The organism is Nocardioides solisilvae, from assembly GCF_003194625.1.
GTDB lineage: Bacteria > Actinomycetota > Actinomycetes > Propionibacteriales > Nocardioidaceae > Nocardioides > Nocardioides solisilvae.
In genome coordinates this window covers 241,048-255,321 of record NZ_QHKX01000004.1, presented here as the reverse complement: position 1 = coordinate 255,321, position 14,274 = coordinate 241,048, and the positions used below count along the sequence as shown (strand labels likewise).

The 14,274-nt window shown below is 72.9% G+C and carries 13 protein-coding genes; 5 read left to right on the top strand and 8 right to left on the bottom strand.

The genetic code is table 11. From position 1 onward, the window contains the following. Positions 1–14: 14 nt before the first annotated feature. On the bottom strand, positions 15–692 hold the full coding sequence (locus DNK53_RS16505; RefSeq protein WP_239456606.1) for an HAD family hydrolase: 678 nt from the start codon (positions 690–692) through the stop codon (positions 15–17). Positions 693–794: 102 nt separating this feature from the next. Here DNK53_RS16505 and DNK53_RS16500 point away from each other — a divergent pair, with 102 nt between their 5' ends. Then, positions 795–1,436 carry a hemerythrin domain-containing protein gene (locus DNK53_RS16500; RefSeq protein ID WP_162599989.1) on the top strand — a complete coding sequence of 214 codons (642 nt, stop codon included), beginning with the start codon at positions 795–797 and terminating at the stop codon, positions 1,434–1,436. Positions 1,437–1,497: 61 nt separating this feature from the next. Here DNK53_RS16500 and metH read toward each other — a convergent pair whose 3' ends face one another. Further along, positions 1,498–5,241: a methionine synthase gene (metH, locus tag DNK53_RS16495; protein ID WP_275425766.1), complete on the bottom strand. Its 3,744-nt coding sequence runs from the start codon at positions 5,239–5,241 to the stop codon at positions 1,498–1,500. Positions 5,242–5,376: 135 nt separating this feature from the next. On the opposite strand from metH, the gene DNK53_RS16490 reads away from it, so the two are divergent. Then, positions 5,377–6,225, top strand: coding sequence for a PAC2 family protein (locus tag DNK53_RS16490; RefSeq protein ID WP_110183404.1), 849 nt, complete (start codon positions 5,377–5,379; stop codon positions 6,223–6,225). Between the two features lie 30 nt (positions 6,226–6,255). Here the strand turns inward: DNK53_RS16490 and mshC are convergent, their stop codons facing one another. The 4 genes from mshC to DNK53_RS16470 are packed head-to-tail and all read right to left on the bottom strand — an operon-like array spanning position 6,256 to position 9,637. Further along, positions 6,256–7,491, bottom strand: coding sequence for a cysteine--1-D-myo-inosityl 2-amino-2-deoxy-alpha-D-glucopyranoside ligase (mshC, locus tag DNK53_RS16485; RefSeq protein WP_110183403.1), 1,236 nt, complete (start codon positions 7,489–7,491; stop codon positions 6,256–6,258). Positions 7,492–7,505: 14 nt separating this feature from the next. Further along, the gene (locus DNK53_RS16480; RefSeq protein WP_275425765.1) at positions 7,506–8,300 is read right to left on the bottom strand and encodes an SCO1664 family protein; all 795 of its coding nucleotides are present in this window, start codon (positions 8,298–8,300) and stop codon (positions 7,506–7,508) included. Then, positions 8,297–8,884 (bottom strand): DUF3090 domain-containing protein, encoded by a 588-nt coding sequence (locus DNK53_RS16475; RefSeq protein WP_110183402.1) that lies wholly within the window; start codon positions 8,882–8,884, stop codon positions 8,297–8,299. The genes DNK53_RS16480 and DNK53_RS16475 overlap by 4 nt, the downstream gene beginning before the upstream one ends. Before the next feature lie 9 nt (positions 8,885–8,893). Next, complete coding sequence (locus DNK53_RS16470; protein WP_204163987.1) at positions 8,894–9,637, bottom strand: MSMEG_4193 family putative phosphomutase; 744 nt, start codon at positions 9,635–9,637, stop codon at positions 8,894–8,896. Positions 9,638–9,722: 85 nt separating this feature from the next. Between DNK53_RS16470 and corA the strand changes: the two genes are divergently transcribed. Continuing rightward, positions 9,723–10,709: a magnesium/cobalt transporter CorA gene (gene corA, locus DNK53_RS16465; RefSeq protein ID WP_110183401.1), complete on the top strand. Its 987-nt coding sequence runs from the start codon at positions 9,723–9,725 to the stop codon at positions 10,707–10,709. A 16-nt stretch (positions 10,710–10,725) separates the two neighbouring features. On the opposite strand, the gene DNK53_RS16460 is transcribed toward corA, so the two are convergent. Beyond that, positions 10,726–11,550, bottom strand: a complete 825-nt coding sequence (locus tag DNK53_RS16460; protein ID WP_110183400.1) for an undecaprenyl-diphosphate phosphatase — start codon at positions 11,548–11,550, stop codon at positions 10,726–10,728. 95 nt (positions 11,551–11,645) lie between these two features. Between DNK53_RS16460 and DNK53_RS16455 the strand changes: the two genes are divergently transcribed. Beyond that, complete coding sequence (locus DNK53_RS16455) at positions 11,646–12,593, top strand: aldo/keto reductase (protein ID WP_110183399.1); 948 nt, start codon at positions 11,646–11,648, stop codon at positions 12,591–12,593. Further along, positions 12,593–12,823, top strand: coding sequence for a DUF5703 family protein (locus tag DNK53_RS16450; protein WP_110183398.1), 231 nt, complete (start codon positions 12,593–12,595; stop codon positions 12,821–12,823). Before DNK53_RS16455 ends, DNK53_RS16450 begins: the two co-directional genes overlap by 1 nt. Here the strand turns inward: DNK53_RS16450 and DNK53_RS16445 are convergent. Beyond that, complete coding sequence (locus tag DNK53_RS16445; RefSeq protein ID WP_110183397.1) at positions 12,814–14,181, bottom strand: M20/M25/M40 family metallo-hydrolase; 1,368 nt, start codon at positions 14,179–14,181, stop codon at positions 12,814–12,816. The two genes, DNK53_RS16450 and DNK53_RS16445, sit on opposite strands and share 10 nt — an antisense overlap. Between the last annotated feature and the right edge of the window lie 93 nt (positions 14,182–14,274).

Here is a 14,274-nt window from a genome sequence, read left to right as displayed (position 1 = left end):
ACAGACCCGCGACATTACTCAGGAGGCCGCATGCCGTCACGCGCTGAAACACGCAGCTCGCGCAACGTTTCCAAACCGATATCGACCAGTGAGTCGGCGAAGACCCGACCGGGTCCCGCGAGGACCGGGACGTGGTGGGGGACGCACAGGACGGGGCACCCGGCGGCGACCGCCGACCGGGCCCCGGTGTTGGAGTCCTCGATGGCGAGGCACTCCCCCGGCGCGACCCCGAGGTCGGCGGCGGCCCGTCGGTAGGGCTCCGGGTGCGGCTTCCCCTGGGTGACGACGTCGCCCGTGACGACGGCCGCGAAGGTGTCGCGCGGGAGCCGCCTCAGCACGGGGTCGACGAACCTCCGGTAGGACATCGTGACCAGCGCGCAGGGCACCCCGGCCTCGGAGAGCTCGAGCAGCAGCTCGCGCGCCCCGGGGCGCCAGGGCACCTCGTGCTCGACCCGGGCGACCACGCCGTCGAGCAGCTCCTCGACGATCTCCGCGGGCTCGAGGTCGATGCCCATGTGCTCGCGGATGTAGCGCCCCGACTCCAGCAGGTCGTTGCCGACGAGGTTGAGGGCGTGCTCCTGCGACCAGGTCCCCCCGTGCCGCTCGGCGAGCTCGAACTCGGTCGCGATCCAGTACGGCTCGGTGTCGACCAGCGTGCCGTCCATGTCCATCAGTACTGCCGCAAGGGTCACGGGAGGATGGTTCCACGAGGGCGTGCACGAGGCCCGGGTGGGTCGGCAGACCCCCGATCCGGGGGATCCCCAACGTCCTGCGAGGTCCTTGCAGTCGACGGCATGGACGCAGCCACGATGAGCACGAACGCGGTCATCCACGGCGCCGTGCGCCGGGACCTCGACAGGTTCGTCGAGGCGCTCGACTCCTTCCGCGTGGGTGACCGGCCGCGCGCGGCGGAGCTGCGGACGGCCTGGACGAACTTCCGCGAGCAGCTGCACGACCACCACACGGGCGAGCACGAGATCGCGTGGCCGGCGCTCGAGCGGGTGGGGGTGAGCCGTGACCTGCTCGCCACGATGGACGAGGAGCACGACGCGATGGCCAGTGCCCTGGCGGCGGCCGACGAGGCGCTGGCCGTCCTCGTGCGCACGCCCGACATGGCCACGGCCACGCGGGCGCAGGCCGCGGTGGTGCGGCTGCGGGAGGTCACGACGACCCACCTCGACCACGAGGAGGCGGAGATCGAACCCGTCTACCTCGCCCACCACGACCACCCGGCGATCGTCGGGATGACGCAGGAGTTCCGCAGGCAGGGCAGCGCCGCCTGGAGCGGCCGCTTCCTCGCCTGGCTGCTCGACGGCGCCACGCCGCAGCAGCGCGCCGCTCTCGACCGGACGGTCCCGAAGCCGGTCCGGGCGGTGCTGGTCGGGATCTTCGGACGTGGCTACCGCAGGACGGTCGCGCCGGTCTGGACCAGGTGACCCGCCGCCGACAGGGGGCCGGGGCCCGGGCGGGCTCCGTCGCCGGGCTCCGTCGCCGAGCTCAGTCCTCCGGGTCGTAGCCGAGGTTCGGGGAGAGCCAGCGCTCGGCCTCGGCCAGCGTCCAGCCCCGCCGCTCGGCGTAGTCGGCGACCTGGTCGCGGCCGAGCCGCCCGACGACGAAGTACTGCGACTGCGGGTGGGAGAAGTACCAGCCCGAGACCGCGGCGCCGGGCCACATCGCCATCGACTCCGTGAGCGTGATCCCCGTCGCCGCCTCCACGTCGAGCAGGCGCCACAGCTCCGCCTTCTCGGTGTGGTCGGGGCAGGCCGGGTAGCCCGGGGCCGGCCGGATCCCGGCGTACCGCTCGGCGATCAGGTCCTCGTTGGTCAGCTGCTCCCCGACGGCGTGCCCCCAGGCCTCGGTGCGGACCCGCTGGTGCAGCCGCTCCGCGAACGCCTCGGCGAGCCGGTCGGCCAGCGCCTCGAGCATGATCGCCGAGTAGTCGTCCAGCTCGGCCTTGAAGGCGAGGATCCGCTCCTGGGTCCCGTGACCCGCGGTGACCGCGAAGGCCCCGACGTGGTCGCGGAGACCGGTCTCGCGCGGGGCGACGAAGTCCGACAGCGCCCGGTTGGGCACCCCGGCGCGGTGCTCCCCCTGCTGGCGCAGGTGGTGGAGCCGGGTGAGCACCTCGGTGCGGGAGTCGTCGGTGTAGAGCTCGAGGTCGTCGCCGACCGCGTTGGCAGGGAAGAACCCGTAGACGCCGCGCGCAGTCAGCCACTTCTCGGCCACGACACGGTCCAGCATCGCCTGCGCGTCGTCGTACAGCTTGCGGGCCGCCTCGCCGGTCGTGGGGTTGTTGAGGATGTCGGGGAACTTGCCCTTCATCTCCCACGCGTTGAAGAACGGCTGCCAGTCGATGTACTCGCGCAGCTCGCCCAGGTCGTAGTCCTCCAGGACGTGGATCCCGGGCCGGGCCGGGACCGGCGGGGCGTAGCCCTCCCAGTCGATCGGCGTCCGGTTGGCGCGGGCGGCCTCGAGGGTCACCATCGGCCGCTCGTGCTTGGTGGCGTGCCGGGCACGCAGCGAGTCGTAGTCGGCCTGCACGTCGGCCAGGAGCTTCTCGCGCTGCTGGGGGTGCAGCAGCGCGGCGGCCGTCGGCACCGACTTCGAGGCGTCCTTGACCCAGACCACGGGGCCGTCGTACTTCTTGTCCACCTTGACCGCGGTGTGGGCCCGCGAGGTCGTGGCGCCGCCGATCATCAGGGGCACGGTGAAGCCGCGGCGCTGCATCTCGGCCGCCACCGAGACCATCTCGTCGAGCGAGGGGGTGATCAGTCCGGAGAGCCCGACCATGTCGGCGCCGATCTCCTCGGCCGTGTCGAGGATCTTCTGCGCCGGCACCATGACGCCGAGGTCGACCACCTCGTAGTTGTTGCACTGGAGCACGACGCCCACGATGTTCTTGCCGATGTCGTGCACGTCGCCCTTCACGGTCGCCATGACGATGGTGCCGTTCGTGTCCTTGGCCGTGGCGAGCTCGGGCCGGTCGAGCTTCTCCTGCTCGATGAAGGGGATCAGGTAGGCGACCGCCTTCTTCATCACGCGCGCCGACTTCACCACCTGCGGCAGGAACATCTTGCCCGCGCCGAAGAGGTCGCCCACGACGTTCATGCCGTCCATCAGCGGGCCCTCGATCACCTCGATCGGTCGCCCGCCCCGCGCCGCGATCTCGGCGCGGAGCTCTTCGGTGTCGCTCTCGGCGAAGGCGTCGATCCCCTTCACCAGGGCGTGGGTGATCCGCTCGGCGACGGGGAGGGTGCGCCACTCCTCGGCGGCCGCCTCGGCCTGGCCGCCCTGCTTGTTGTGCGCCTCTGCGATCTCCAGCAGCCGCTCGGCGGCATCGGGGCGGCGGTTGAGCACGACGTCCTCGATCCGCTCGCGCAGCTCGGGCTCGACCTGGTCGTAGACCACCAGGGCCCCGGCGTTGACGATGCCCATGTCGAGGCCGGCCTCGATGGCGTGGAAGAGGAAGACGGCGTGGATCGCCTCGCGGACCGGGTTGTTGCCGCGGAAGGAGAACGAGACGTTGGAGATGCCGCCCGAGACGAGGGCGCCCGGGAGGTTCTGCTTGATCCAGCGGGTCGCCTCGATGAAGTCCAGCCCGTAGGAGGCGTGCTCCTCGATGCCGGTGGCCACCGCGAAGACGTTGGGGTCGAAGATGATGTCCTCGGCGGGGAAGCCGACCTCGTCGACGAGGATCCGGTAGGCCCGCTCGCAGATCGCCTTGCGACGCTCGAGGTTGTCGGCCTGCCCGTCCTCGTCGAAGGCCATGACGACGACCGCGGCGCCGTACTTGCGGCACAGCCGGGCCTGGGCCACGAACGCCTCGACGCCCTCCTTCATGGAGATCGAGTTGACGATCGGCTTGCCCTGCACGCACTTGAGCCCGGCCTCGATCACCTCCCACTTGGAGGAGTCGACCATCAGGGGCACCCGGCTGATGTCGGGCTCGGCGGCGACGAGCTTGAGGAAGCGGTCCATCGCCGCGACCCCGTCGATCATCCCCTCGTCCATGTTGACGTCGATGACCTGGGCGCCGTTCTCCACCTGCTGCAGCGCCACCGACAGGGCCGTGTCGTAGTCGCCGTCCTTGATCAGCGTCCGGAAGCGCGCGGACCCGGTGATGTTGGTCCGCTCCCCCACGTTGACGAAGAGGCTCTCGTCGGTGACGGTGAAGGGCTCCAGGCCGGACAGGCGCAGGGCGGGCGCCACCTGCGGCACGACCCGCGGGGCCACCCCCTCGACCGCGCGCGCGACGGCGGCGATGTGCTCGGGCGTGGTGCCGCAGCAGCCGCCGACGAGGTTGACCAGCCCGGCCGCGGCGAACTCGCCGACGACCTCCGCGGTCTCGGCGGCCGCCTCGTCGTACTCGCCGAAGGCGTTGGGCAGCCCGGCGTTGGGGTAGGCGGAGACGAAGGTGTCGGCCAGCCGGCTGAGCTCGGCGACGTAGGGACGCATCTCCTTGGCGCCCAGGGCGCAGTTGAGCCCCACGAGCAGCGGACGGGCGTGCCGCACGGAGTTCCAGAACGCCTCGGTGGTCTGGCCGGTCAGGGTGCGCCCGGAGGCGTCGGTGATGGTGCCGGAGACCACGACCGGCCAGCGTCGGCCCTGCTCCTCGAACAGGGTCTCGACGGCGAAGATGGCGGCCTTGGCGTTGAGGGTGTCGAAGATCGTCTCGATGAAGAGCAGGTCGGCTCCGCCGTCCACGAGGCCCCGCGCGGCGGTGGTGTACGCCGCCACGAGGTCGTCGAAGCCGATGTTGCGGGCGCCGGGGTCGTTGACGTCGGGCGAGATCGAGGCGGTGCGGGTCGTCGGGCCCAGCGCGCCGGCGACGTAGCGCGGCCGGCTGGGGTCGGCCGCGGCCACCGCGTCGGCCTCGCGCCGGGCGAGCGCCGCGGCGGCGTGGTTGAGCTCGTAGGCGAGCTCCTCCATGCCGTAGTCGCCGAGCGAGACCGCGTTGGCGTTGAACGTGTTGGTCTCGATGATGTCCGCGCCGGCCTCGAGGTACTCGCGGTGGATGCCCGCGACCAGCTCGGGCTGCGTGAGGGTGAGCAGGTCGTTGTTGCCCTGCACGTCGCAGTGCCAGTCGGCGAAGCGCTCGCCCCGGTAGCCGGCCTCGTCGGGGCGGTCCCGCTGGATGGCGGTGCCCATGGCACCGTCCACGACGAGGATCCGCTCCTGCATCGACGCCCGGAGCTCCTCGGTGCAGTCGGGACGGTGCTGGACGACGAGGTCTGCGACCACGGTTCTCCTCGAGGCTGGCGGTGCCGGTCGGTCGATCCACACTACGGCGCGGTCCGGTGGCCGGACAGGTGTTCCGCATCGTGACACCTCTCGTCAGGACGGGTGAAATCAGCGGGACCGCCTAGGCTGGAGCGCGTGATCGAGATCGACACCCTGACCGACCTGGTCGACCCCGTGGTGATCGCCGCCTTCGAGGGGTGGAACGACGCCGGCGAGGCCGCCTCCGCCGTCGTGGCCCACCTCATCGAGGCCTGGGACGCCACCGTCGTCGGCGCGATCGATCCGGAGGACTTCTACGACTTCCAGGTCAACCGCCCGGTCGTCGGCACCGACGACCAGGGGATGCGGCAGCTGACCTGGCCGACCACCCGCATCGCGGTCGCGTCGCCGCCCGACCTGGAGCGCGACGTGATCCTGGTCCACGGGATCGAGCCCAACATGCGCTGGCGCCAGTTCTGCGCCGAGCTGCTGGCCGCGTGCGACGACCTGGGGGGCCAGCTCGTGGTCACCCTGGGCGCGCTGCTGGCCGACACCCCCCACACGCGGCCGATCCCCGTCACCGGGACGGCGACGGAGCCGGAGCTGGTGGACCGGCTGCGGCTCGAGCAGTCGACCTACGAGGGGCCCACGGGGATCGTCGGCGTCTTCCAGGACGCCTGCGCCCGCCTCGACATCCCCTCGGTCTCCTACTGGGCCGCGGTCCCGCACTACGTCGCCCAGCCGCCGTGCCCCAAGGCGACGCTGGCGCTGGTCGGCCAGCTCGAGGAGCTGCTCGAGACCAGGATCCCGCTCGGCGACCTCCCCGAGGACGCCCGCGCCTGGGAGCGCGGCGTCGACGAGCTCGCCGAGGAGGACGAGGACATCGCCGACTACGTGCGGGCGCTCGAGGAGACGCGGGACACCACGGACCTCCCCGAGGCCTCCGGCGAGGCGATCGCGCGCGAGTTCGAGCGCTACCTCAAGCGGCGCGACGACACGGGCTGACCGACGCGGCCCCGGGGGGCACGAGCACGGTCAGAGCGAGAGGCCGAGCGCGGCGTCGAGCAGCTGGTGCACCGTGGCCGCCGCGGAGTCGTCGGAGGTGTCCGCGAGCCCCGCCGTCCCCAGGGTGGCCGCGACCCACTCGTCGACGAGCCGCACGGCCGTCGGGGCGTCGAGGTCCCGGGCGAGGGCGGCGAGGACGCCCTCGACGACCGGCAGGGCCGGGGCGCCCGCGCCGAGCGCCAGCGCCCGCCGCCAGCGGGCCAGGGTGTCCACGGCGTCCCACAGCTCGGCGTCGGTCCACTCCCAGTCGCTGCGGTAGTGGTGGCGCAGCAGCACCAGCCGGATCGCCATCGGGTCGACGTCGCTGTGCCGCAGGTGGGAGACGAAGACCAGGTTGCCCCGCGACTTCGACATCTTCTCGCCGTCGTAGGCGACCATGCCGGCGTGGGCGTAGACCTGGGCGAACGGCGCGCCGGTCGCCAGGTGGGCGTGGCCGGCGCTCATCTCGTGGTGCGGGAAGACGAGGTCGGACCCGCCGCCCTGCACGTCGAACTGCTCCCCGAGGTGGCCCTGCGCGATGGCGGTGCACTCGATGTGCCAGCCGGGACGTCCGGGCCCGAACGGGCTCTCCCAGGCGGGCTCGCCGGGCCGCTGAGCGAGCCAGACCACGCAGTCGAGGGGGTCCTTCTTGCCCGGGCGCTCGGGGTCGCCGCCCCGCTCCGCGAAGAGCCGGACCATCTCGTCGCGCTCCAGCCTCGACACGGCGCCGAAGGCCGGGTCGGAGGTCACGGAGAAGTAGAGGTCGTCGTCGACCTGGTAGACCGTGCCGGCCCGCCGGAGCCGCTCGATGTAGTCGATCACCGCGGGGATCGACTCGACCGCGCCCACGTAGTGCGCCGGCGGCAGCACCCGCAGCGCCTCCATGTCGTGGCGGAACAGCTCGGTCTCGCGCTCGGCGAGGGCCCGCCAGTCGACCTTGACCTTGTCGGCCCGCTCGAGGAGCGGGTCGTCGACGTCGGTGACGTTCTGGACGTAGGTGACCGGGTGGCCCGCCGACCGCCAGGCGCGGTTGAGCAGGTCGAAGCCGACGTACGTCGCCGCGTGGCCCATGTGGGTCGCGTCGTAGGGGGTGATCCCGCAGACGTAAAGCCGGGCGGGGCCGTCGGGCGCAGTGGTGACCAGGCCCCCGGTGGCCGTGTCGTGCACCTGCACCGGCGGACCCGTGACGGGCAGGACGGGGACCTCGGGAGCTGACCAGGCGCGCATGGGCCGCAGCCTACCTAGAAGGGCGGCCAGGGGATCGTGGGCCACCCGTCGTGCGGCAGCGGCATCCGGCCGGCGGCCAGCAGGCGGCGGACCCGCCGACGGGTGGCCGCCACCTCCTCCTCGGTGAGCAGGGCGCGCAGGCGCTCCCCCAGGCCCGCGCCCAGCGCCTCCTCCAGCCGGGACACCGCCTCCCGCTCCTCGTCGTCGAGGGGTTGCCCCGCCCAGCCCCAGAGCACGGTGCGCAGCTTGGTCTCGACGTGGAAGGTCACGCCGTGGTCGACCCCGTAGCGGTGGCCGTCGGCCATCGCCAGCACGTGGCCCCCCTTGCGGTCGGCGTTGTTGACCACGACGTCCAGCACGGCCATCCGGCGCAGCGCCGGCGTGTCCTCGTGGACGAGGGAGACCGGCCGGTCCCGGGAGTCCACCCCGTCGAAGACGTGCAGGAAGCCCGGGGGCACCTCGCCCTGCGGCACGATGTCGACCGCCTGCTGGACCGGGTCCGGCTCCTGCCAGCGCTGGACCATGCCCGGCCCGTGCGGGCCCTCGCGCAGCACGGTGTGCGGCACCACGTCCCAGCCGAGCACCTCGGAGACGGCGTACGTCGCGACCTCGCGGGCGGCCAGCGTGCCGTCGGGGAAGTCCCACAGCGGCCGCTCCCCCGCGACCGGCTTGTAGACGACGCGGGCACCGGCGAGCTCGCCGACGAAGGTGGCGTTGGAGGCCGGCATGACCCGGCCGTGCAGGGCGAGCTCCCCCGCCGGGGGGACCCGCTCCGGGACCCGGTCGCCGAGCGGCTGGGGCCCGCTCACGACTCGCGTCGGCGGAACCCGTTGGCCCGCACGCACAGGTGGCCCTGCGGGTCCACCGGGTTGCCGCAGAAGGGGCACGGCGGCCGGCCGGCCTCCACCACGTGGAGGGCGCGGGCGCAGAACGCCCGCGCGACGCCGGCGGTCAGCCGCACGACGAGCAGCTCCTCGGGGTCGGGCTCCTCGAAGGTCTCCTGGCCGAGCTCGTCGAGCTGGTCGGGCGAGACGACGGCCGCCTCCGTGAACGGGAAGACCTCGACCACGATCCGCTCGTCCCCGGGGTCCCAGGAGAGCGTCATGGTGCCGGCCCGGAACTCCTCGTCGATCGGCTGCTCGAGCGGCTCGTTGTCCTCCAGGTCGACGGGCGCCACCGCGGGGATCAGGGTGCTCGCCGCGGAGCCCGCCATGAGCTCGTCGAGGAGCTCGTCGATCCGCTCGACCAGCGCGACGAGCTGCTGCTTCTCCAGCGAGACGCTGACGAGCCGGGTGCCGTCGCGGGCCTGGAGGAAGAACGTCCGCTGGCCCGGCTCGCCGACGGTACCGGCGACGAAGCGCTCGGGGGGGTCGAAGGAGTGCACGACTGGCATGGCTCCACCCTAGGGGCGGGGACCAGCCGGGTCGTCCGGGCCCGCCCCGGCACCGGAGCCGCCGCCGGGCACCGCGTCGCCCGCCGGCACGTCCTCGGCCGGGGCCTGGGCCAACCAGGAGAGGTCCCCGGCATGCGTGTTGAGGCCCAGCACGAAGGGCCGCCCGGTCGTGTAGCGGACCACGCTGACCGAGGCGGGGTCGGCCACGATCCGCTGGAAGTGGTCGAGGTGGGTGCCCAGCGCGTCGGCCAGCACCGCCTTGATCACGTCGCCGTGGCTGACCGCCACCCAGACCGCGTGGGGCCCGTGCGCGGCCTCGAGCTCCGCGTCGAGCTCGCGCACGGCCGCGACCCCGCGCGCCGACATCGCGGCCAGCGACTCCCCGCCCGGGAAGATCGCGGCCGACGGCTGCCGCTGCACGGTTCCCCAGAGGTCCTCGCCCGCGAGCTCGGAGATCGCCCGCCCCTGCCACTCGCCGTAGTCGCACTCGGTGAGCCGTTCCTCCACCCGGAGGCGCGCGGCTGCGGCGGCGGCCCCCGGCTGCGCCCCGGCGACCAGCTCGGCGGTCTGCACGCAGCGCTCCAACGGGCTCGTCACCACCGCCACCAGCGGGACCGCGGCGATCCGCTCGGCGGCGGCCCGGGCCTGGCGCTCGCCCTCCTCGTCGAGCCGGACGCCGGCCTGGCGCCCGGCCAGGACGCGGGAGACGTTCGCGGTGGAGCGGCCGTGCCGCACCAGGATCACCGTGGCCATGGCAGAGGAGCCTAGTGCGGGGGTGCACGCCGTGGCCGGCGCGCGGTGCGGGGCGCCGGGGTCGTCCGGCGGCTAGCCTCGCGCTGTGATCGTCGACAACGCGGTGTACCGGGAGGGACGGCGGGTCCCCCACGACCTCGAGGTGCACGACATCCTGGGCGTGGGCGCCACGCGGCGGCCCGGGGACTTCCAGTGGGTCGGCCTGCACGAGCCGGACCCGCGGGAGATGCAGGAGGTCGCGGAGGCGTTCGGGCTGCACCCGCTCGCCGTGGAGGACGCGGTCAACGCCCACCAGCGACCCAAGCTCGAGCTCTACGACGACATGCTCTTCCTGGTGCTCAAGACGCTCTGGTACGTCGACGCCGAGGACGCGGTGGAGACGGGAGAGATCGGCGTCTTCGTCGGCCGTGACTACGTCGTGACGGTCCGGCACGGCGAGGGTGCCGAGCTCCAGGCCTCGCGCCGGGAGCTCGAGGCGCGCGCCAAGGTGCTGGCCCACGGGCCGACGGCGGTGCTGTACGCCGTCTGCGACAAGGTCGTGGACGACTACGAGTCCGTCGGCGCCGAGCTCGAGATCGACGTCGACGAGGTCGAGGCCTCGGTCTTCGCCGAGGGACGCGCCTCCGGGTCCCAGCACTCGGCGCGGATCTACACGCTCAAGCGCGAGGCCGCCGAGGTCCGGCGGGCCGTGCTCCCGCTCCGGGAGCCCCTGCGGCTGCTGGCCTCGGGCATGGTGCCCGGGCTGCCCGAGGACACCACGCACTACTTCCGCGACGTCCACGACCACCTCACCCGCGTCGGCGAGGTGGTGGACACCCTCGACACGCTGCTCGCGAGCGCCTTCGAGTCCTACGTGGCCCGGATCTCGATGCAGCAGAACGAGGACATGCGCAAGATCTCCGCGGGGGCCGCGCTGGTCGTCGTCCCGACCCTGGTGGCGGGCGTCTACGGGATGAACTTCGACCACATGCCCGAGCTCGGGTGGCGGTACGGCTACCCGTTCGCCCTCGCCCTCATGGTCGCCGTGGCGGGTGGGCTGCTCGCCTGGTTCAAGCGGTCGGGCTGGCTATGAGCAGCCCCGGGGGCTGTCAGGCGGTCAGCACGCCGGTGGTCAGGAGGAGCAGGGTCGCGACGCCGAGGACCACCCGGTAGAGGACGAACGGGGTGTAGGAACGGGTCGAGACGTAGCGCAGCAGCCACGCGATGGCGGCGTACCCCACCACGAAGGAGACGACCGTGGCCAGGATCGTGGGGCCCCAGCCGTAGCTGTTGTCCCCGTGCGGGATCTCCTTGAGCTCGAAGATGCCGGCACCGACCACTGCCGGGATCGCCAGCAGGAAGGCGAACCGGGTGGCGGCCTCACGCTCGAAGCCGAGGAACCGGCCCATGGAGATCGTCGCGCCCGACCGGGAGACGCCCGGGATCAGGGCGAGCGCCTGGGCCCCGCCCATGAGGAGCGAGTCGCGCAGGGTGAGGTGCTTGATCTTCTTGTCGTCGCTGCTGGTCCGGTCGGCGATGCCGAGGACCACGCCCATGACGACGAGGGCGACCCCGACGATCCACAGGTTGCGGAAATCGCGCTCGATGACGTCCTTGAGCAGGACGCCGAGGACGACGATGGGCAGGGAGCCGACGATGATGAACCAGCCCATCCTCGTCTCGAGCGTGCCGCGGTGCTCTGGCTGGAAGATGGAGCGCACCCAGCTGCTCCCGATGGTCCAGATGTCCTTGCGGAAGTAGATGAGGACGGCCAGCTCGGTGCCGATCTGGATCACGGCCGTGAAGGCGGCGCCCGGGTCGCCCCAGCCGAAGAGCTCGGGGAAGATGCGCAGGTGAGCGCTGCTCGAGATGGGGAGGAACTCGGTCAGCCCCTGGATGGTCCCGAGGACGACGGCCTTGAACAGATCCCACATGGGGGCACAGCCTAGGGCCGCCTCCGCAGGCGGACCGCATCGAGTCCGGCGAGCCGCGACAGCCGCCTCACGGAGGTCTGACTAGCCTGTGCGCCATGCAGCAGCGCGCGGTCGGTCGCACCGGCCTCAGGGTCTCCCGCCTCGGCCTCGGCACCATGACGTGGGGCCGGGACACCGACGAGCACGAGGCCCGCGACCAGCTCGTCGCCTTCGCCGAGGCGGGCGGCACCCTGGTCGACACGGCCGCCGGCTACGGCGACGGCGCCTCCGAGACGCTGCTGGGCACCCTGCTGGACGACGTCGTCCGTCGGGACGACCTGGTGCTCGCGACCAAGGCCGGCGTGTCGCGGCGCCACGGCGAGCGGCACGTGGACACCTCCCGGGGCGCCCTGCTGCGCACCCTGGACGCCTCCCTGCGACGGCTCGGCGTCGACCACGTCGACCTCTGGCAGGTCCACGTCTGGAGCGACGCCACCCCGCTGGAGGAGACGCTCTCGGCGCTGGACACCGCCGTCTCCTCCGGGCGCGCCGCCTACGCCGGCATCTCCAACTACAACGGGTGGCAGAGCGCCCAGGCCGTCACCTGGCAGCGGGCCTGGCCCGGCCGGGCACCCGTCGTCTCGACCCAGGTGGAGTACTCCCTGCTCAACCGCGACGTCGAGTTCGAGGTGCTGCCTGCCGCCGAGGCGCTGGGACTGGGGGTCTTCCCCTGGTCGCCGCTGGGTCGCGGGGTGCTCACCGGCAAGTACCGCACCGGCATCCCGGCGGACTCCGCCGGCGCGACCCCGCACTTCGCCGATCGGGTGGGCTCCTACCTCGACGACCGCGGCCGGGGCATCGTCGAGGCGCTCGTCCGGGCCGGCGAGGGCCTGGGCTGGAGCCCCCTGGAGGTGGCGCTGGTCTGGGTCCGGGACCGCCCGGGCGTGACGGCACCCCTGGTGGGGGCCCGGACCGCCGCGCAGCTGCACGACGTGCTGGGTACCGAGGAGCTCGTCCTGCCGCCCGAGATCGTGGCCGCCCTCGACGACGTCTCGGCCGACTGATGAGCCGCGCGCTGCGTCGTCCGCCCCGGCCCGGGGTCGAGTGGGAGTTCGACACGATCACCTACCCGCCGGAGGTCTCCCGGAGCGCGGTGCGCCGGCTCCTGGTGGAGCGGGCCGAGCACGGCGGCTGGGAGCTGGTGCGGGTCCGGATGACGCCCGACGGCACCCGCCGGGTGCTGCTGCGGCGCAAGATCATCCGGCAGTCGAGGCCGTTCCTGGGCTACGTCTGAGGCTCGCAGGCCTCGTCGAGGAACCGGTCGAAGACCCGCGCCCCGAACTCCAGTGCGTCGACCGGGACCCGCTCGTCCACGCCGTGGAAGAGCGACCCGAAGTCGAGGTCCGCCGGGAGCCGCAGCGGTGCGAACCCGTACGACGACATCCCGAGCCGGCGGAAGTGCTTGGCGTCGGTGCCCCCGCTCATCAGGTAGGGAGCGACGATCCCGTCGGGGTCCTCGGCGAGGATCGAGCGCGTCATCGCGTCCATCAGCCGGCCCTCGGTGGCGGACTCCCAGGGCTGCTGGTGGCTGACGAACTCCCGGGTCACGTGCGGGCCGCAGAGCTCGTCGAGGGTGGCGAAGAACTCGTCCTCGTAGCCGGGCAGGAAGCGTCCGTCCACGTGGGCCTCCGCCTCCGTGGGGATGACGTTCACCTTGTAGCCGGCCTGCAGCATCGTGGGGTTCACGGTGTTGCGGATGACTGCCCCCAGCATCCGCGTGGAGCTCTCGAACTCCTCCACCAGCGCCTCGGCGTTCTCGGGCGTCGCCTCGGTCCCCGCGATCTTCCCGACCGCGGCGAGCAGCACCTCCATCGCGGGGGTGAGCCGTACGGGCCAGCGGTGGGCGCCGATCCTCGCCACGGCGGCTGCGAGCTCGGTGACGGCGTTGTCGCCGTTGATCATCGACCCGTGGCCGGCGGTGCCCCGGGCGCGCAGGCGCATCCAGGCCATCCCCTTCTCCGCGGCCTCGACGAGGTAGATCCGCTGGCCCCGCACGGTGGTGGTGAAGCCGCCCACCTCGCCGACGGCCTCGGTGCATCCCTCGAACAGGTCCGCGTGGTCGCGGACGAGGACCTCGGCACCCTGGTGGCCGCCGGCCTCCTCGTCGGCGGTGAAGGCCAGCACGACCGGCCGCCGCGGCACCCGCCCCGCCCGCGCCCGGGCGCGCACGACCGAGAGCAGCATGGCGTCGAAGTCCTTCATGTCGACCGTGCCGCGACCCCACAGGTAGCCGTCGGCGATCTCCCCGGCGAACGGGTCGTGGGTCCAGTCCTCGGCCGCGGCCGGGACGACGTCGAGGTGTCCGTGGAGGAGCAGCGCGTCGCCCTCCGTGCCGCCCCACCGCGCCACCAGCGAGGTGCGTCCGGGCGCGGGCTCCACGACCTCGCACTCGATCCCGACCTCGTCGAGCAGCGCCGCGACGTGCTCGGCGGCCTTCCGCTCCCCCGGCCCCGAGGCGTCGCCGTAGTTCGACGTGTCGATCCGGACCAGGTCCCGGCAGAGCTCCACCACCTCCGCGGCGGGGTCGTGGCGGGGGTCCTCGTGGGCGTGCTCGTGGGCGTGCGCGGTACCGCGCTCCGTGGGCCTGTCCATGGGGCCATCCTGACCGGCGGGCGGTGAGGAACGAAACGCCGTGACCCCGATTGCGCCGTTCGGTGCGGGTGTTGCTACTGTTTCCCCGCACTC